Here is an 18,419-nt window from a genome sequence, read left to right as displayed (position 1 = left end):
AGGCGCTGGCTGGCACCGCTTGCCAGACGAACGCGTGCCGCTCGCCGGTCAGTTGGCAACCCTTAAGATAGCATCCCGGTTACACCGGGTTAGCATGAAAGTGGTCGTCTCTATCGGTGGGAGCGTGCTCGTGCCGGAACCCGGTGCGGATCGAGTGGCAGAACACGCTGCCGTCATCGAGGACCTCGTCGAGGACGGCTGTCGGGTCGGCGCCGTCGTCGGCGGCGGGGGCGTCGCGCGCGAATACATCGGAGCCGCCCGGGATCTGGGGGCGAACGAGATCGAACTCGACCAGCTCGGCATCGACGTCACGCGGCTCAACGCACGGCTGCTGATCGCCGCGCTCGGCGAGGAGGCCGTCACCGCGCCCGCGGAGGACTACGACGAGGCCGGCGAGGCGCTGCGTCGCGGCGACGTCTCGGTCATGGGCGGGGTCGCCCCGGCCCAGACCACCGACGCCGTCGGGGCCGCGCTCGCGGAGTACATCGACGCCGACCTGCTCGTGTACGCCACGAGCGTCCCCGGCGTCTACAGTGACGACCCCAACGAGTCCGACGACGCGACGAAGTACGACCGGCTCTCGGCCGGCGAACTCGTCGACGCCATCGCCGGCCTCGAGATGAACGCCGGGTCCTCCGCCCCGGTCGACCTGCTGGCGGCGAAGATCATCGAGCGCTCGGGGATGCGGACGATCGTCCTCGACGGCACCGATCCCGACCGGATCGCCCGCGCGGTTCGACAGGGCGATCACGAGGGAACCGACGTGATCCCGGACGGCGTCGGCGAGGAGCCGACGTACTGGGCCGGGGACGAGGAAGCGGAGGACGACCGCGAGCGATGACCGAAGAGACCGATACTGGCGACGCCGGCGACCTCGATTCGAACGCCGAGATCAGCCCCTACACGCTCCAGCGGGACGACATCGAGACACAACACGCGTTCTGGGCGGACACGGTCGCGGACCGGATCGAAGACCGCGACCCCGAGGAACCGATCGTCATCAAGGGCGGCATCTCCCCCTCCGGCGTCCCCCACCTCGGGAACGTCAACGAGATTATGCGCGGCTACTTCGTCGCCGAAGTCCTCCGCGAGCGGGGCCACGAGGTCCGCCAGGTCTTCACCGCCGACGACCGGGACCCGCTGCGGAAGCTCCCGCGAACGCTCTGTGACCTCGAGGGGAACCTCGTCGACCTGGGAGAGGTCGACGCCGGCGCGCTCGGCCGCAACCTCGGCTCGCCGTACACCGACATCCCCGACCCGTTCGGCTGCTGTGACTCCTACGGCGACCACTTCTCGCAAATCATCGCCGACAGCGCCGAGGCCGTCGACGTCCCGATCGACCTCGTCTCGAACACGGAACTGTACGAGAACGGCGACCTCGAGGACGTCACGCGATTCGTCCTCGAGCACCGCGACCGTGCCCGCGAGGTGCTCGCGGCGTACCAGGACAAGGTCGACGACGAGTACGTCCCGTTCAACCCGATCTGCGAGGAGTGCGGGAAGATTACGGAGACGGTGACGAGCGTGGATCTCGAGGGCGACGGACCGACCGTCGACTACCGCTGTACGGACATGGACGCCGGCGACCGCACCATCGAGGGCTGTGGCCACGAGGGCACCGCCACCCTGCGGGAGGGGAAGATGCCCTGGCGCTTCGAGTGGCCCGCCCAGTGGAAGGAACTCGGCGTCGACTTCGAACCCTTCGGCAAGGACCACGCCGAGGGCTCCTGGCCCAGCGGCCAGGACGTCGCGCGCAACGTCCTCGAGATCGAACCACCCGTCCCGATGGTCTACGAGTGGTTCACCCTCGAGGGCGAGCCGTTCTCCTCCTCCGAGGGCAACGTCATCCTCGTCTCTGACGTGCTCGAACTGCTCGAGCCCGAGGTTCTGCGGTACTTCTTCGCGAAAGACCCCGTGAAGGCAAGGGACTTCAGCATCGAGCGGCTCGACCAGCTCGTCGACGAGTTCGACCGCCTCGAGCGGATCTACTTCGGCGAGGTGGAGGCCGACGAGGACGAGACGGCCTTCGCCGAGCGCGTCTACCCGCTGCTGGTCGACGAACCCCGCGAGGAGCGGGTTCGCCTGCCCTACACGTTCGCCGCCGTGCTCGGGATGTTCGACGATCCCGACCTCCGCGAGGAGGTCGCCCGCAAGCAAGGACACATCCCCGACGACGCCCCCGAGTGGGCGGTCGACGGAGCACTCGCACGCGTCGAACGCGCCCGCAACTGGGCGCGTCGCACGGGCAACGAGTTCGATTACGAGCTCAAGCGCAGCGAGATCCCCGACCACGACTTCGACGCCGCCACGGAGGACGCCCTCGAGGAGCTGGCCGACTTCATCGAGGCGGGCCACGATCCCGAGGAGATCCAGGGCGAGATCTACGAGACGGCCAAGCGCCACGACGTCGACGTCGGCGCGTTCTTCGCGGCCGGCTACCGCCTGTTCTTCGACGAGGACCAGGGGCCGAAGCTCGGGCCGTTCCTCGCGAAGCTCGATCGGGAGTTCGTCGTGGCTCGTCTCCGCCGCGAGCGGTGATCCACCGCTCGCCTCGAGACCGCGACACGTCCGCACCTGCACGGCCGGAAACACACATAGACAAAAGCCCTTTGAGAACGCCTCCCTGAGTTAGGACCGATGGACTACGGGTTCCCTGCTTTCATCTCGCCGCCCGAACTCTTCGGTTCGGAGCTACTGACGTGGGTCGTCGTCGGCCTGGGGCTCTACTGGGCCGCGATCATCGCGCTACGGAACGCGGACCTGCTCCCCGACTTCGTCGGCACCCAGGGTCCGATCCTCACGTTCCACACCAAGCGTGGGCGCGAGTTCCTCGACTGGCTGTCCGGCCCCAGGCGGTTCTGGCGAGCCTGGGCGAACCTCGGCATCGGCATCGCGCTCGTCGTGATGGTCGCGATGTTCGGGTTCCTCCTGCTCGCGGCGATCAGTTCGCTCTCCTCGCCGCAGCCGTCGACGGCCGTCCAGCAACCGCGGAACGTCCTCGTCATCCCCGGCGTCAACGACTTCCTGCCGCTGTCTGCCACCCCCGGCATCGTCTTCGGCCTCCTCGTCGGACTCGTCGTCCACGAGGGCGGCCACGGGCTGCTCTGTCGCGTCGAGGACATCGACATCGAGTCGATGGGGATCGCGATGCTCGCCGTCCTCCCCGTCGGCGCGTTCGTCGAACCCGACCAGCAAAGCAGCAAGAACGCCTCCCGCGGCAGCCAGACCCGGATGTTCGCCGCCGGCGTCACGAACAACTTCGCGATCACGCTGGTCGCGTTCGCCCTGCTTTTCGGTCCCGTCGCGGGGTCGATCGCCGTCGCCCCGGGTGCCGCCGTCGGCGGCGTCGCCCCCGACTCGCCCGCCGCCGAGGCCGGCCTCCAGCCCAACGATCGGATCACCGCCATCGACGGGAGCCCGGTCGCGGACAACGACGACCTCGCCGACCGCCTCGAGAGCGCCGACGGCGAGCAGGTAACCGTCGAGATCAACGACGGAGAGACGATCACGTTCGACCGCTCGCTGATCGTCACCGCGGCGGTCGACGGCGGTCCCGCGGGACTCGAGGCCGGCGATGCGATCGTCGCGGTCGACGGACGGGAGGTCGCGACCGAACACGAGTTCCGCCAGGCCGTCGGCGACGACGAGGTCGCGACGCTGACGATCGATCCGACGGACGGAGACCGCCTCGAGCGCGAGGTCCCGATCGGTGCGGCCGTCCGGGTGCTCGAGGGTGAACCGCTCGAGTCCGAACTCGGCCCGACCGACGAGACGTTCGTCATCACCTCCTTCGAGGGCGAACGCGTCCACAGCTACGCCGACCTCGGGCCGCTCCTCGACGGCGGGGAGCCCGGCGACGAGGTGACCCTCGCCGGCTACCTCGGCGGCGAACGGCAGGAACTCGAGGTGACCCTCGGCGAGAGTCCCTACCAGTCCGACGACGGGTTCCTCGGAATCGGCGCGACGCCGGGGACGACCGGCTTCGAGGTCGCGGACGTCGGCGTGCAACTCTACCCGGCCGAAGAGTACCTGACGGTCCTCGGCGGCGAAGGTGACAGCAGCTTCGGCGTGCTCACCGACAGCTTCCTCGGCAAGATCGGCATCGCCCTGCTGTTGCCGATCGTCGGCGTCATCGGCGCGCTCCCGTTCAATTTCGCCGGCTTCACGGGCGGCATCGAGAACTTCTACCAGGTCCAGGGGTCGCTGGCCGCGCTCGGCGACACCACGGTGTTCCTGATCGCGAACCTGCTTTTCTGGACCGGCTGGATCAACGTCCAACTGGGCTTTTTCAACTGCATCCCCGCCTTCCCGCTGGACGGCGGCCACATCCTCCGGACCAGCACGGAGGCGGTGATCTCCCGGCTCCCGATCGACGCGACCCGCCGGATGGTCCGAATGGTGACGACCTCGGTCGGGCTGACCATGCTGATCAGCTTCCTGGCGATGTTGTTCGCGCCGGGAATACTCGCCGGGTAACGCCGCGTACCGGCGGCGTTCGTTCGAAACCGGAGCCAACGGCCGTCGTTCGACGCGGCTACCGCTCGAGGCCCGGATTCCGTCCGCCGATTCCGACGAGATCTGCCCGCCCGCCAATCCGCGGCCCTTCCGTCGGTCGATCTCGAGACCGGGAACGGCGCGGCCGACCGAACGTATCGGAGCGATACGGACTCGTTGGCCACGAAAAAGGAACTGGTAACTAAGAGCCAGGAGTCCCCGTCCCCGGCAGAGAGATGTCCGCCGCTCACCCGTTGCGGGTCGGAGCCCTGAGCGAGTCCTTTCTCTACGAGTGGCAGGTCCGTGCACTCGAGCGGTTACGGGACCAGACGGGAACGGAACTCTCGCTGGTCGTCCGGAACGCCGATTCGGACGCGGAAGCCGAATCCTGGAACACGAAGGATCGGATCACCCTCGCGGACGTCCGCGAGTTCGTCGACACGTTTCGCCTGGAACGGGCCTGGACCTTCGTCCTCGCCGAGCGGGCGCTGGGACGGGTGCTGGGCGACGAACAGCCGCTGTGGCACCGCCGGTCCGTAGAGAACGTCGACGCCGTCGCCGACGCAGATCACCTCGCCTGCGAGCCGTTGACCGACGACGGCTGGAACGAACTCCCCGACGACGCTGTCGATACGATCGCCGACCGGTGTGACGTCGTCGTCCGGTTCGGGTTCGGACTCGTCCGCGGAGACGTTCTCACGGCCCCGGAGTACGGCGTGGTGAGTTTCCACCCGGCCGACATCCGGAGGTACCGGGGCATGGGGCCGCCGGCGATCTTCCACGACGGCCGGTCCCGCGCCGGCACGACGCTCCAGCGACTGGACGAGTCGATCGACGGCGGCGAAATCGTCGCCTACGACGAGGTGTCGCTCGAGGGATGTTACACGCTCTGGGACGTGTTCGACCGGCTCGCGACGGTCCAGATCCGACTGTTACGCGAGGGAGTCGCCAACCTTCGGGACCCGTCGTTCGAACCCGAATCGGTTCCGGACGAACAACTCGGCGAGTTCTACTACCGGAGCCAGCGCCGGACGGTGCCGTTCGCGACGCGAGTGCTCGCGAAGAACGTCGCCGGACGGGTTCGCAGACGGCTCGAGAACCCGGAGCCGCTCGAGGAAGGGGTACAGCGGGGCGAACGAACCGAGTCGTAGGGAGGTCACTCCTACTCCTCGTCGATGCCGTGGCGCTCGTAGAACTCCTCGGGAGTCGCGTCGATCCGCTCGAACTCCGTATCGAAGTAGTGTTCGTGGTGGCGAACGACCTGTTCGACGACCCACCTGCTGAACTCCTCGTCGAACCGCCACTCGCCCTCGACTTCGGGGATTTCGAACCGGTCGTCCGTCGAGAACGCCGCGTAGACGTGGAAAAAGCCCAGGATGACGTCGGCGAAGTCACGACCCTTCTCGGCGCTTTCCTCCCGGCGGGCCGCGAGTTCCTCGCGCCCGTCGTCGGTGAGTTCGAAGTACTTCCGGTCCGGTTCGTCCTCGCGCTCGATGCGCTCGGCCCATCCCTTCTCCTCGAACTTGTAGAGGATGGGGTACACCGACCCGTAAGACGGCTCCCAGTGACCGCCGCTGATCTCCTTGATCTCCTTGAGGATCTCGTACCCGTACCGCGGTTTCTCCTCGAGGAGTTCGAGGACGAGATAGGCGATGACTCCTTTCGGCGGCCCACTTTTCCGCATGTGATCCGTGATTTAAACGGACGTACGTAAAGGGTTTCGGTCCCAGCAACGCGCCGTTCGCACGGCCCGTCGAATGCCGGGGGCTGAAAACGAAGCAGTCCCTTCTTATCGGTCGCTTCCTAACCCCCGGCCATGGAAGGACGGACACCACCGCGAACCAAAGAGGGCTGGTACATCCTGCACGACTTCCGGACGATCGACTGGGACGCCTGGCGAGACGCCCCGGAACACGTCCGCGAACGTGCACTCGAGGAGGGGCAGTCGTTCCTCGCCGACTGTGAGGCGGTCGCCGACGCCGAGGACGGCGACTCCGCGCTTTTTGCCATGCTCGGTCACGAGACGGATCTCCTGTTCATGCACATCCGGCCGACGATGGCCGACGTCGAGCAGGTGGGTCGGCGGTTCGATCAAACTGCGCTCGCCGAGTTCACCGAGCGAACCGACTCCTACGTCTCGGTCGCGGAGGTCTCCGACTACGTCACCGACGCCTACTTCGAGGACGACGAGGAAGTCGAGGATACCGGCCTCTCGCGGTACTTAGAGCAGAAGCTCTACCCACAGATCCCCGACGCGGAGTACGTCAACTTCTACCCGATGGAGAAACGGCGCGATCCGGAGTACAACTGGTACGACCTGCCGTTCGAGGACCGCTCGGAGCACATGAGTTCCCACGGCGACATCGGCCGCAGCTACGGCGGCAAGGTCAGCCAGATCACCGCGGGCAGCATCGGGTTCGACGACTACGAGTGGAGCGTCTCGCTGTTCGCGGACGACCCCGCGAACATCAAGAACCTGCTCGCGGAGATGCGGTTCGACCCCTCGACCTCGAAGTACGCCGAGTTCGGCCGGTTCTACGTCGGACGGCGGTTCGAGCCCCACGATCTGGACGCCTACATGGCCGGGGACGCGGTTCCGGCGGAAGACGACGACACGGGTCATCCCCACGCTCACGGCGAGGGGCATCCGGGTGAGAGCGACGGCGAGGGCCACGGTCACGGCCACGACCACGGCGACGGCGACGGCGACGGCGAAGACGACGCCGGCGGCCCCCCCAGCAGCGTCGCCGGCGACGGCGTCCGCGACGAACTCGAGGAGATGGGCGTCTACGGCGGCCAGCCCCACGGCGAGGACGTCTACGCGGTCGTGCTCTACTCCGAAGCCGACTCCGAGGAACTGTTCGAGGAGGTCGAGGGGCTCCGTTCGAACTTCGACCACTACGACACCCACGTCAAGACCGCCGTCTACGAGTCCGTGACCGGCGACGAGGCTGCCGAGAACGCGGTCGTCAGCCTCTGGGACACCGAACGGGCCGCAGACACCGCGGCCGGGTTCCTCGCCGACCTCCCCGACGTCGTCCGCCAGGCCGGCGACGACGACGCGGACTCCTGGGGAACGATGGGCATGTTCTACACCGTCAAGCCCGAACACCGCGAGGACTTCGTCGGCACGTTCGGCGACGTGTCCGGTCTGCTCGCGGAGATGGACGGCCACCGGAAGACCGACCTCCTCGCGAACCGCGAGGACGAGAACGACATGTTCATCGCCAGCCGGTGGGACTCCCGCGAGGACGCGATGGCGTTCTTCCGCAGCGAGGAGTTCTCCGAGACGGTCGACTACGGTCGTGACGTCCTCGCGGATCGGCCGCGCCACGTCTTCCTGGCCTGACCCGGGTTTCGGCTTCTCCACTTCCGTCGGAGATAACGGTCAGACTCACCGATACCGACACAGGTTGCCGCTCCCTGTCCCAAACGGCAGTCGATGAGTACGACATCAGAGTCGCTTCCGAGACGTACGTGGCGTCGGTATCGATCGATTCCCATCATCTATCGCATCGCGGTCGCGTTCGTCCTCGGGACCGCGGTCGGCGGCCTCGTCGGCGAACGGGCCGGCGTCCTCGAGCCGCTGGGCGATCTCTTCCTCCGTCTGCTCGAGATGCTGATCGTCCCGCTGATCGTCTTCACGCTGCTGGGCGGGATGCGGAAGCTCACGCCCTCGCGGCTCGGCAAGGTCGGCGGATTGACCGTCGCCCTCTACGCGGTGACGACGACGATCGCTGCCGCGATCGGCCTCGCCGTCGCGAACCTGTTCGACCCCGGGACCGCGGTCGAGTTCGTCGGCGGCGAAGCCCAGGAGGCCGAGCCGCCGACGGTCGCCGAAGTCGTGCTGGGCATCGTCCCCGAGAACCCGCTGGCCGCGATGGTCGACGGCGACATCCTCTCGACGATCTTCTTCGTGGTCGTGTTCGGGCTGGCGCTTTCGATGGTCCGCGAGGCGACGACCGACGAGACGGTCGCGGACGCGATCGACGGCTTCTTCGCCTTCGTCGACGCCGGCACCGAGGCCCTGTTCAAGATCGTCTGGGGGGTCATGGAGTACGGCGTGATCGGCGTCTTCGCCCTCATGGCGGCCTCGATCGGCACCGAAGGGCTGGGTGCGATCGTCCAACTCGGGGCGCTCGTGGCCGTCATCGCGGTCGGGATCGTCATCCACATGAGCGTCACCTACCTCGGCGTGATGACCGTCGGGATCCTCGGGGAGTCGCCGCTGTCGTTCCTCGCCGGCGCGAAAGACGCCATGGTGACGGCGTTTACGATCCGCTCCTCGAGCGGCACGCTGCCGGTGACGATCGCCGACGCCGACGAGAACCTCCGGATCGACGAGTCGGTCTACGGCTTCGGCCTTCCCCTCGGCGCGACGATCAACATGGACGGCGCGGCCATCCGGCAGGCGGTGACGGCAGTATTTGCCGCCAATCTGGTCGGCGTCACCCTGGGCCTCGGCGAACAGGTGCTCGTGCTCGCGACCGTGATCCTGATCAGCATCGGGACGGCCGGCGTCCCCGGTGCCGGGTTGATCATGCTGTCGGTCATCCTGACCGCGCTCGGACTTCCCCTCGAGATCGTCGGTTTCGTCGCGGGCGTCGACCCGATCCTCGGCCGGATCGCGACGACGAACAACGTCACCGGCGACCTCGCCGTCGCGTCGGTCGTCGGCAAGTGGACCGACGGCATCGACCTCTCCTCCGGCGTCTGGGCGGACGTGCCCGACGAGCCGGCCGGTGAGGGCGGTGGCGAGGGCGTCGCCGCCGGGGACTGATCAGCGTCCCGCGGTCGCTTCGTCGTAGAAGAAGTACCCCGCAACGCCCGCGAGTCCGAGCGCGAGCGTGATGTAGGGCCAGTTTCCGGCGTCGCCGTCAGTCAGCACTGCGTGTCCGGTCACGAACCCCGCCAGTCCGACGTGGGTGACGAGCGTCGCGAGGAGAAACGCCGAGAGGTCCATGTCCGAGGTATTCGAGGGTGCGCGGATAGCCGTTTCGAAGCCGGGGGAGAAGCTCCGGCCGATCGCGATACCCGTCGCTGGGTCGACGAACTTCCGGAACAGGGAGAGAACAGTGGGTTACGCTCTCAGGCGTCGACGTCGTGGTCCGGGTCGTCCTCGACCGCGCGTTTCATCGAGTCGCGGCGGGCCTTCGCGTCCCGACCGGTCGCCTCGAGGAGGAAGTCGTTCTTGGCGTCGACGGCCTCGCTCGCGGCCTCGAGTTCGTCGGGGCCGAGTTCGGTGGGGTCTCGTTCGTGGAACTCGACGCCGAGTTTGTCCTTCTTCCCGGAGTATTCGACTGCGCCGACGACGATCTTCTCGAAGACGGGGTTGTCGGGCTCCTCGATCACGTAGAGGTCGCTGCCCTTGTACTCCTGGGTTCCCGTGACGGACCCGAAGTAGTCCTCGATCGTGTCCTTCATGTCCGGGATTCGCTCCTCGAGATATTCACCGCGACGCATCTTGTACTCCTTCATGGATTGGAGATACACGGCGGACTGTTTACCTCTTTTCATAGCCGTCGATATCGGGAGGGAGTGGCGCGTGCGGGACGCGAATCGACGGTTCGTGTTGTCTGCCCGATTGACACGAGGGGACCGTCGCCACAGGGATTCGAGAGAGAAAGAAAAAGACCGGTGGTCGATCCGCGTCGTACGATATTCTGTGGGTCGGTTCCGGCGCACCCGCGACCAGAGCGGCGGTTGCCCCGGAAACCCGTTACAGCACTCCGTATCAGTGCCGTGGTCGCTCGCCGAGATACCCCTTGCGGCAGTCGGGACAGATGTCGCCGGCCCGCAGCGAGGCGCGGTTCTCCGCGGCGACGTAGTCACACCGGGGGCAGTAAAACTCCGTGGGCACGTCCTCGTCGGCCGGATCCTCCTCCGTCGGCACCGGTACCGAGCCGTCGCGTTCGATGCCGGAACCGCTCTCGAGGGAGGGTTCCTCGCTCGAGTCGTCGTCTTCCATCGCCTCGAGGTCGGCGGTCACGTCGGCAGCACTGATACCGTCGGAGCCGCCCGTCCCGCCGGCGGCCGTCCCGACGTCGCCCTCGGAGACGCCGCGGTCGACGCCGTCGGGGACGCCGGTCTCGGTCGAGTCGTGCTCGAGGACGACTGCGTCGTCGTCGGTCGGGTCACTGACCTCGGCCTCGGGCCACTCCGTCCGGTTCTCCTCCTCGACCGGCGGGCCGACGTCGCTCGAGTCGGGCCACTCGCCGTGCTCGCGGTCGCTGTCGCGGTCGCGATCGGCCGGGGCGTCCTCGAGGATCTCGCCGTCGTCGTCGGCGGCCGTCGCCACGGTGTCGTCCGCGTCCGCGTCGGCGTCGGCCGTCGGCTCGACGGTCTCGGTTTCGCCGGCATCCGCGTCGATGAACTCGACGTCTTCGCCGTCGGCGGCGCTCTCGGACTCGGAGCCGGACGGTTGTTCGGAGTCGATGTCGGACTCGGGCCCGGGCCCGGGTTCGGGTACGGGTTCGGATTCGGGTTCGGGTTCGTCGGGCAACTCGTCGCCGTCGAGAGCGGAGGAGATGCTCGTCACTTCCGTGTTCTCGCTGATGACGTTTCGTTCGCCACAGCGGGTACACTCCTCGTACTCCTGGACGGTAACGACGACTTCACTGCCCCGTTCTTCGCGCTCGCGTTCGACGTCGGGATCGCCGTAGTCGTGTCCGAGCAGCGAACATCGCAGGACCATTGTCACACCGTTCCGAGCGGGGCCATAAAAAACGTACCGCCTGGGTCCGGCGGGACGACGGCAGTGCCGCCCCGACTCGAGGGTCGCCAACGACAAACGTCAAATCCCGGGTCGTCGAATACCAACACGGATGAAAGCAAAGCGGGAGTACCGGAACCGGGAGCGAACGGAAGTCGCGGTACTCGACGCACTCGTCGATCGAGCCGACGACGGCATGACCGTCTTCGAACTCCGCGCGGCCGTCGAGGCGGAGATCGACGACCTCGAGGACGCTCTCGCGACCCTGAAGACCGACGGCCTCATCGTCGTCGAATCGGACGGCGACCAGACCCTCATCAAGCCCGCCGACCGGGTGATTCCCGAGGTTCCCGACGAAGAGCCCGAGGAATCGATCGGCGACTGGCTCCGGGACCGACTGCCTTTTTGAATCGAAACGCCTGATACGCTCAGGCTCCTGACTGGAGGCATGAGCGTCATCGAGTCGATCCACGAGGACCACGGCGCGACGTTCGGCGAACGGGGCGACCGGACCGTCGTCGAACACTTCGGCCGGCCCGAGCGGACCCACCGTGCGGTCCGCAACGGCGTCGGCCTGATCGAAATGATCTACGGCGTGGTCGTCGTGGAGGGCGACGACCGCCTCGAGTACGTCGACAACGTGGTCTCGAACCGCGTCCCCGACGAGGACGGACAGGGCTGTTACGCGCTCGTCCTCGAGCCCCAGGGCGGGATCGAGGTCGAACTGTACGTCTACAACGCCGGCGAGCGGCTCTTGCTCTTCGTCCCGCCCCGGAAGGCCGAGCCGCTGGCCGAGGAGTGGTCCGAGAAGGTGTTCATCCAGGACGTCGAGATTCGGGTCGCAACGGACGACTACGCGATCTTCGGGATTCACGGCCCCCAGGCTACCGAGAAGGTCGCGAGCGTCCTCAACGGGGCCGCCTCGCCCGAGGACCGACTCTCGTTCGTCCGTGGATCGATGGGCGACTCCGGCGTGACCGTCGTCCGGACCGACGCGCTCGCGGGCGAGGAGGGCTACGAGGTGATCTGCGCCGCCGCCGACGCCGAAGCCGTCTACGACGTCCTCCTCAACCAGGGGCTGAACGCGGCCCCCTTCGGCTACCGGACCTGGGACTCCCTCTGTCTCGAGGCCGGGACGCCCCTGTTCGACACCGAACTCGAGGGCGAGATCCCGAACGTCCTCGGGTTACGGAACGCCCTGGACTTCGAGAAGGGCTGTTACGTCGGCCAGGAAGTGGTCTCCCGCGTCGAGAACCGCGGGCAGCCGAGCCGCCAGTTGGTCGGACTGACCCTCGCCGACGAAATGGAAGCGGAATCCGGCGAGGAGCCAGTCCCCGACTCCGGCGCGGCCGTCTTCGACGGCGACGCCTCCGTCGGCGAGGTCACCCGCGCCGGAGAGAGCCCGCTGCTCGAGGAGACCATCGCGCTCGCGGTCGTCGACTACGGCCTCGAGAGCGACGACCTGACGGTGCGGGTCGGCGGCGAGGAGGTGCCGGCGACTCGGACCGAATTGCCGTTCTACGAGGGGTCGGATCGGTCGGGTCGGCTGCCGACCTACGAGTGACGGGACGGGGCCGGAAGCCGCCGGCCCGGTCCTGACGGCCGTCCGGGTTCGAACGTCCGTATGAACGACAGCATCGACGACGCCAATCTCGAGGACCTCGCCGAACGAGTCCGCACCCAGTCGGCCGAAGCACCCGGCTCCGACACCGAACGCGTGACGATCCGGTCGCTCGGTGCCGTCGACCTCGAGTCGCTGACGACGCTGGTCGAGGCCTTCGAGGGCGACGTGACGTCCGGGACGACGGAACCCGTGTTCGTTCTCTCGGAGGCGAACGCCGATCGGCTCTCGGCGGGGACCGAGAACGAGGACGACCCCCTCGAGGCGTGCGAGAAGCGCCTCGGTCACCCGATTCACGTCGACGAGGGAATGCCCGACGACACCGTCCTGTTGCTCGCTCCCGACGCCGTCGACGGGACGGAACTGGTCGAGCCCGAAGGGGTCGCCTGCGGAATCGTCGGGACGGAGTGACGCCCCGCCGCCGGCGATCCATTGTCGTTCCTCTTGCTAGCCCCGTGTCGATAGTCGCTCCAGCAGGCGTCATCTGGAGATCACGGTCCGCGAGCGAGGTCGGCGAGCAATGGGCACGGACAGCGAACGCGACCGTCGCCTCCGAGCGGACCGAATAACTGACCGTCACGAAACCCGTAGATGCGCTATATTTTGGATGGGCGCGTAGCTATACCATGGCAACGACCGATGAATCGCCAGGTGAGGAAACGCTCTCGAGGATTCCCCGCGATGCAGTACGCTCGCTCGAGACTGCGGTCGCCGGGGACGTAGTACTCCCCGGAGATCCGGCCTACGGGGACGTCCGCCGGCTCTGGAACGGCATGATCGACAGGTATCCCGCGATCGTCGTTCGGTGTACCGGCGTCGCCGACGTCGTCGAAGCGGTGACGTTCGCCCGCGAGGAGGGACTGCCCGTCGCCGTCAGGGGCGGCGGACACAACGTCGCGGGGACGGCCGTCTGCGACGGCGGACTCGTCGTCGACCTCTCGGAGATGAACGCCGTCCGCGTCGACCGCGAGGACGGGACGGTGCGCGTCGAGGGCGGGGCGACGCTGGGGGACGTCGACCGGGAGACGCAACGCTTCGCGCTCGCGACGCCGCTCGGCGTCGTCTCCGAAACGGGCGTCGCCGGACTGACGCTGAACGGGGGGTACGGTCATCTGAGCCGGCAGTACGGCCTGTCCCTGGACAATCTGACGAGCGTCGACGTCGTCACCGCAGACGGGCAAGTGCGTACCGCCAGCGCGGAGAGAAACGAGGACCTGTTCTGGGGCATCCGCGGGGGCGGGGGCGGTCTCGGCGTCGTCACCTCGTTCGAGTACGAACTCCACGAGGTCGGCCCCGAGGTCTACGCCCTCTTCGCGTGGTTCCACGGCGACGACACGGCGGCGGTGATGGCCCGGTACCGCGAGTGGACGGCCGATGCGCCCCGGGAGGCCTCGGTCATCGCGTTCACCGCTCACGTTCCGGAGATCGAGGAGTTCCCCGAGGAGACCCGGGGAGCGCCGGCGTTTGCAGTGTTCGGCTGTTACCGCGGCGACCCCGAGGACGCGACCGACGTCTTCGGGCCGCTGCTCGAGGGCGACGACGGGGAGGGGATTGCGATCGCCGACTTCAGCGGCCCGATGCCGTACGTCGACCTGCAGTCGATGCTCGACGAGGACTACCCCGACGGGTTGCGCTACTACTGGAAGTCGGTCTTCCTGACCGAGGTCACCGACGAGGTCGTCGACCTGATGATCCGGTACAACGAGGCCGCCCCCTCCGCCTTCTCGACGGTCGACCTGTGGCACCTCGGCGGCGCCATCGAGGAGGTCGCCCCGGACGCAACGGCGTTCAGCCACCGCGACAAGCCGTTCATGCTCAACTTCGAGGCGAACTGGGAGGAGGCGGCCGACGACGAGGCGAACGTGGCGTGGGGCCGCGAGGGGATCGCCGAAGCCGAGCGGCTGGCGGTTGCCTCCGGGGGGTACGGAAACTTCCCCGGAATGAACGAGGATCCCGCGAGGCGGCGCTTCGGCGACAACCACGAGCGCCTGGTCGAACTGAAGACGGAGTACGACCCGGAGAACCTGTTCGGCGCGAACGGGGGCGTTACGCCGGCAAGCAGTGACTGACGCTGGGCTCCGTCACCCCGACTCCGCGTCCGTCGACGGCCGATACTTCCGACTCACCGCCTTCCAGCGGCCGCGCCGGAACAGCCAGTAGTTGATCCCGCCGGGGACGTAGGTCTCGAGCAGGAAGGCGAGATAGAGTCCGCCGACGCCAAGCGGCGTGACGAGACCGATGGCGGCCGCCGGAAGCGCGAAGACGTAGCGGCCGACCAGGGAGGCGACGAACGGCAGTCGCGTGTCGCCGGCCCCCAGCAGCGCGCCCGCGGCGGCCCCGTCGATCCCGTAGCCGACCGCGCTGACCGCGCCGACGGCGACGAAGACCGCGGCCTGGGCGATCTCGCCCGGGTCGGCGACGAATAGCCCGGCGATCGGTTCCGCGAAGGCGATCACCAGGAGGCCGGCCGCGGCGTAGATCAGGACCGACAGCCGGACGATGGCCGCGCCGAACGCGCCGGCCTCGTCCTCCTCGTTGGCTCCGAGTCGCTGTCCCACGAGCGAACTCGCGGCCAGCGACAGTCCCCAGTTGATGCTGTTGATGAGCCCGCGGATCCGGCGACCGACCTCGACCGCGGTCACGACGACCGGCCCGAAGGCGGCGGCGATCCACAGCAGCGGGAAGACGGCGACCCCCTGGGCCAGCCGGCGGCCGATCTCGGGCGTCGAAATCTCGACCAACTGCTTCGCCAGCCCCGGTTCGACCCAGGGCCCCGAGCGCGTGATCGGCACCGGACTGGGCTCCATCCCGAGGCGGCCGTACGATCGCCCGCTCATCCCCCAGCCGAGGACGAGGGTGACGAACCCCGTCGACAGGGTCGTCCCGAGTCCCGCGCCAGCGACGCCCATGCCGAGGCCGAAGATGAAGGCGGCGCTGAGGACGATGTTCAACACCGCTCCCCCGGCGCGGGCGACCATCTCCGTGTACGTGTCGCCGACGCCGGTGTAGGTCCGGCTGGCGATGAGGTTCAGCAGTTCGAACAGCACGGCCGGCGCGACGAAGACCAGGTACGTCGCCCCGTGTCCGACGAGCGCCGGGTCGGCGTCGAACAGGCCGATCAGCGGCTCGGCAAACAGGAGGAACGCGCCGACAAGCGGCAGTGCGATCGCCGTCGCCAGCAGGACGCTCTGGGTCACGACAAGGGAGGCGCGGTCGGTCGCCTCCCCACCGTAGTTCTGCGAGACGAGGCTGACGGTGCCGCCGGCCAGCCCCAGCCCCAGCATCGTCACGATCTCCCAGTACGCGAGCGCGAAGGCCATCCCGCCGGTGCCCGCGATGCCGACGGCCGTCCCGACCATCGCCAGGTCGGCCGTCTGCTTGGACATGATCGCGAACCCGGTGACGATCCGGGGCCAGGCCAGGTCCATCGTCGGCCGGAACCGGTCGCTCGAGATGATCCCCAGGCGCTCGAGCGCCCCGGCGATGCGATCGACCGCGATCCGACGCCAGCGGCGGCTCCGACCGTCCGTCATCGGACGTTCGTTCCCGGACGGGAGCCTTCGGTCTGTCGGCTCGCCGTCAGCGGAAGGCCCGGGAGATCATCGCCCGGAGGTGATCCCGCGAGAGCAAGGAGGTCGGGCGGTCCATGTGTACCCCGATCTTCCCCGACAACGCCCCCAGGCCGATCCGCTGGACCGGTTCGGGCAGCGAGTATGCCCGGCGGAGCCAGTGGCCGAGCGACTGCTCGCGCTCTATGTCGTCGCGCCAGGCGCGTTCGTAGGCCGCGAGTGTCGTCGGCCGGTCGGGGTCGATTTCGCGGGCGGCGTGGTCGGCCGAGGTCATGCCATAGAGGATGCCGCCGCCGGTGAACGGCTTGGTCTGAGCGGCCGCATCGCCGAGCAGGAACCCCCGGCGGGTGGTCACTCGCTCGGGGGGACCGATCGGGATCGCGCCCGAGCAGCGATGGGAGACGTCGACCTCGTAGCCGTCGATCAGTTCCTCGAAGTGTTTGTTCACCTGGACGCCCGGCGGCGCGGCGAGCCCGTACTCGACGCCGGCATTGCCACGCGGAATGCGCCACGCGAAGAACGTCGGCGCGGTCAGGTGGACGTCGACGAAGTCCTGGTGGTCCTCCTCCTCGGAAAAGGCGAGTACGCCGTGGAGGAGTTCGTCCGGTTCCGGCAGGTCGAGTTCGTCCCGCACCCTCGAGCGCGGGCCGTCACAGCCGGCGACCATCTTCGCCTCGAAGGTGTAGACGTCATCGGGGCCGCTGGCGACGACCTCGACGCGGTCGCGGCGTTCGCGAACCTCGGTGACGGTGTGTTCCTCGCGGACGTCGGCACCGGCCTCCCGCGCCAGGTCGGCGAGGTGCCGGTCGAGGCCGACGCGGTCGATGACGTTCGAGGCGACCTCGTCTTTGTAGAAGGGGTAGGCGTCGCTTCGCGGCCCGCCGACGTGGAACCGCGCGCCGTAGATCTCGTTCTGGAAGAGCTCCGCGCGGGCCCCGGGGCCGGTAAACTCCCAGACGTCGGTGCTCACGTGGCCCGAACAGGCAAGCGGCGTGCCGACGGTCCCCTGCTCGAGGGCGAGCACGTCGTAGCCCTTCTCGGCGGCCCGCCGGGAGAAGCGCGCGCCGGCGGGACCGACGCCGACGACGACGAAATCGTACTCGTACATGTCGGTCACGTTCACCTGGGTCGATAAATATCCTGTCGAACGGACCGCTGCCGGAGAACGGACGGAAGAATCACTCGAGTAGCGTCCAGAACCGCTCGCGGTCGCCGTCGAACCGGTCGAGCAGGTCCCGGACCTCCTCGCGGACCTCTTCGGTCACCCGGACGTGGACCATCCCCTCGCCGGGCTGGCCGTAGACGACGCTCGCACCGAGGGGCGCGGCAACGATCGCCGGCAAGACGACCAGGTCCTCCTCGCCGTCGACCAGGATCGTCGTCGGCTCCATCCGCTCGAGGGCTTCACAGAGCGCCCAGACCACGTCCTCGGTGATCTCGGCGGGCGGGTTCACGGCCTCGAGGCTTGTGCCTTCGGTGACGGTGTCCCGGATCTCCTCGTCGACGGTCTCGCGTTCGGTGCGCTCGTCGACGAGGGCGACGTCGGGACGGCAGTCGGCCTCGAGCAGGTGGTAAGTGACGACGTCACCGACCGCGATCAGCGGCTCGCCGACGTCCTCGAGCAGGGCGTCCGCGTCGGTCTCGATCGGCCCCAGCGGCTCTTTGAGTTCGCTCCGCAGGTCGTCGGGCAACACGAGTAGCTGGTCGGCCGGATCGGAGACGACGTCGGTCGCTCCGGGCCCGGACACGTCGGTCGCGCTCGCGTCCTCGTCGCCGCCGCGGTCGCGGTCGGCGTCGTCGGGTTCGTCGCTCGTCACGGCGGGTCAGCGGACCTTCAGCGCGTACGCGCCGGGTTCGGTGATCTGCATTTCCGTCGCGATCTCGCTGTCCTCGGGATGGGCGATGACGACGTAGCCGGCCCAGTCCTCGGTCAGCGAGGAGGAGTTACACGCGTCGCAGGTTTCGTTGTCCGGTTCGTTGACGCGGTGACACTCGCGACAGACGAGACGATCGGATGCCATGG

General features: G+C 68.0%; 18 protein-coding genes. 10 read left to right on the top strand and 8 right to left on the bottom strand.

Annotation, left to right across the window (positions count from 1 at the left end; all coding sequences use genetic code 11):
* Positions 1 to 94 precede the first annotated feature (94 nt).
* The 4 genes from pyrH (at position 95) to BM113_RS04925 (ending at position 5,645) form a co-directional block, all read left to right on the top strand.
* Positions 95 to 841: a UMP kinase gene (gene pyrH, locus BM113_RS04940; protein ID WP_007140230.1), complete on the top strand. Its 747-nt coding sequence runs from the start codon at positions 95 to 97 to the stop codon at positions 839 to 841.
* Positions 838 to 2,538: a lysine--tRNA ligase gene (gene lysS, locus BM113_RS04935; protein WP_089785891.1), complete on the top strand. Its 1,701-nt coding sequence runs from the start codon at positions 838 to 840 to the stop codon at positions 2,536 to 2,538. The genes pyrH and lysS overlap by 4 nt, the downstream gene beginning before the upstream one ends.
* Before the next feature lie 99 nt (positions 2,539 to 2,637).
* Positions 2,638 to 4,476, top strand: coding sequence for a site-2 protease family protein (locus BM113_RS04930; protein WP_089785889.1), 1,839 nt, complete (start codon positions 2,638 to 2,640; stop codon positions 4,474 to 4,476).
* A gap of 254 nt (positions 4,477 to 4,730) precedes the next feature.
* Positions 4,731 to 5,645 carry a formyltransferase family protein gene (locus BM113_RS04925; RefSeq protein WP_089785887.1) on the top strand — a complete coding sequence of 305 codons (915 nt, stop codon included), beginning with the start codon at positions 4,731 to 4,733 and terminating at the stop codon, positions 5,643 to 5,645.
* Positions 5,646 to 5,656: 11 nt separating this feature from the next.
* Here the strand turns inward: BM113_RS04925 and BM113_RS04920 are convergent, their stop codons facing one another.
* Positions 5,657 to 6,178 carry a PadR family transcriptional regulator gene (locus tag BM113_RS04920; RefSeq protein WP_089785885.1) on the bottom strand — a complete coding sequence of 174 codons (522 nt, stop codon included), beginning with the start codon at positions 6,176 to 6,178 and terminating at the stop codon, positions 5,657 to 5,659.
* 132 nt (positions 6,179 to 6,310) lie between these two features.
* On the opposite strand from BM113_RS04920, the gene BM113_RS04915 reads away from it, so the two are divergent.
* Positions 6,311 to 7,843, top strand: coding sequence for a heme-binding protein (locus BM113_RS04915; protein WP_089785883.1), 1,533 nt, complete (start codon positions 6,311 to 6,313; stop codon positions 7,841 to 7,843).
* A gap of 93 nt (positions 7,844 to 7,936) precedes the next feature.
* Complete coding sequence (locus BM113_RS04910; RefSeq protein ID WP_089785882.1) at positions 7,937 to 9,274, top strand: dicarboxylate/amino acid:cation symporter; 1,338 nt, start codon at positions 7,937 to 7,939, stop codon at positions 9,272 to 9,274.
* Here BM113_RS04910 and BM113_RS04905 read toward each other — a convergent pair whose 3' ends face one another.
* From BM113_RS04905 to BM113_RS04895, 3 genes are all read right to left on the bottom strand, one after another.
* Positions 9,275 to 9,457 (bottom strand): hypothetical protein, encoded by a 183-nt coding sequence (locus BM113_RS04905; RefSeq protein ID WP_089785880.1) that lies wholly within the window; start codon positions 9,455 to 9,457, stop codon positions 9,275 to 9,277. It lies immediately after the preceding gene.
* Positions 9,458 to 9,582: 125 nt separating this feature from the next.
* Positions 9,583 to 9,972 (bottom strand): DUF5611 family protein, encoded by a 390-nt coding sequence (locus BM113_RS04900; protein ID WP_089785878.1) that lies wholly within the window; start codon positions 9,970 to 9,972, stop codon positions 9,583 to 9,585.
* Positions 9,973 to 10,228: 256 nt separating this feature from the next.
* Entirely contained in the window at positions 10,229 to 11,188 is a 960-nt protein-coding gene (locus BM113_RS04895) for a DUF7093 family protein (protein WP_089785876.1), read from the bottom strand.
* A gap of 130 nt (positions 11,189 to 11,318) precedes the next feature.
* On the opposite strand from BM113_RS04895, the gene BM113_RS04890 reads away from it, so the two are divergent.
* From BM113_RS04890 to BM113_RS04875, 4 genes are all read left to right on the top strand, one after another.
* Entirely contained in the window at positions 11,319 to 11,615 is a 297-nt protein-coding gene (locus BM113_RS04890; protein ID WP_007140240.1) for a DUF6432 family protein, read from the top strand.
* Between the two features lie 39 nt (positions 11,616 to 11,654).
* Entirely contained in the window at positions 11,655 to 12,770 is a 1,116-nt protein-coding gene (ygfZ, locus tag BM113_RS04885) for a CAF17-like 4Fe-4S cluster assembly/insertion protein YgfZ (protein WP_089785874.1), read from the top strand.
* Between the two features lie 60 nt (positions 12,771 to 12,830).
* Complete coding sequence (locus BM113_RS04880; protein ID WP_089785872.1) at positions 12,831 to 13,238, top strand: hypothetical protein; 408 nt, start codon at positions 12,831 to 12,833, stop codon at positions 13,236 to 13,238.
* A 215-nt stretch (positions 13,239 to 13,453) separates the two neighbouring features.
* A complete protein-coding gene (locus BM113_RS04875; RefSeq protein WP_089785870.1) occupies positions 13,454 to 14,896 on the top strand; it encodes an FAD-binding oxidoreductase in 1,443 nt (480 codons plus the stop codon).
* Between the two features lie 12 nt (positions 14,897 to 14,908).
* On the opposite strand, the gene BM113_RS04870 is transcribed toward BM113_RS04875, so the two are convergent.
* The 4 genes from BM113_RS04870 to spt4 all read right to left on the bottom strand — a co-directional run bounded on the left by BM113_RS04870 (position 14,909) and on the right by spt4 (position 18,417).
* Entirely contained in the window at positions 14,909 to 16,360 is a 1,452-nt protein-coding gene (locus BM113_RS04870) for an MATE family efflux transporter (RefSeq protein WP_089785868.1), read from the bottom strand.
* 46 nt (positions 16,361 to 16,406) lie between these two features.
* On the bottom strand, positions 16,407 to 17,504 hold the full coding sequence (locus BM113_RS04865) for a geranylgeranyl reductase family protein (protein ID WP_089785866.1): 1,098 nt from the start codon (positions 17,502 to 17,504) through the stop codon (positions 16,407 to 16,409).
* A 70-nt stretch (positions 17,505 to 17,574) separates the two neighbouring features.
* Positions 17,575 to 18,213: a GTP-dependent dephospho-CoA kinase family protein gene (locus BM113_RS04860; protein WP_089785864.1), complete on the bottom strand. Its 639-nt coding sequence runs from the start codon at positions 18,211 to 18,213 to the stop codon at positions 17,575 to 17,577.
* 6 nt (positions 18,214 to 18,219) lie between these two features.
* On the bottom strand, positions 18,220 to 18,417 hold the full coding sequence (gene spt4 / locus BM113_RS04855) for a transcription elongation factor subunit Spt4 (RefSeq protein WP_006673686.1): 198 nt from the start codon (positions 18,415 to 18,417) through the stop codon (positions 18,220 to 18,222).
* Positions 18,418 to 18,419 lie beyond the last annotated feature (2 nt).

This window comes from Natronobacterium haloterrestre (assembly GCF_900112205.1).
Classification (GTDB): Archaea; Halobacteriota; Halobacteria; order Halobacteriales; family Natrialbaceae; genus Natronobacterium; species Natronobacterium haloterrestre.
Note: the sequence above shows the minus strand (reverse complement) of the source record. Positions and strands in the feature narration are given on the sequence as shown.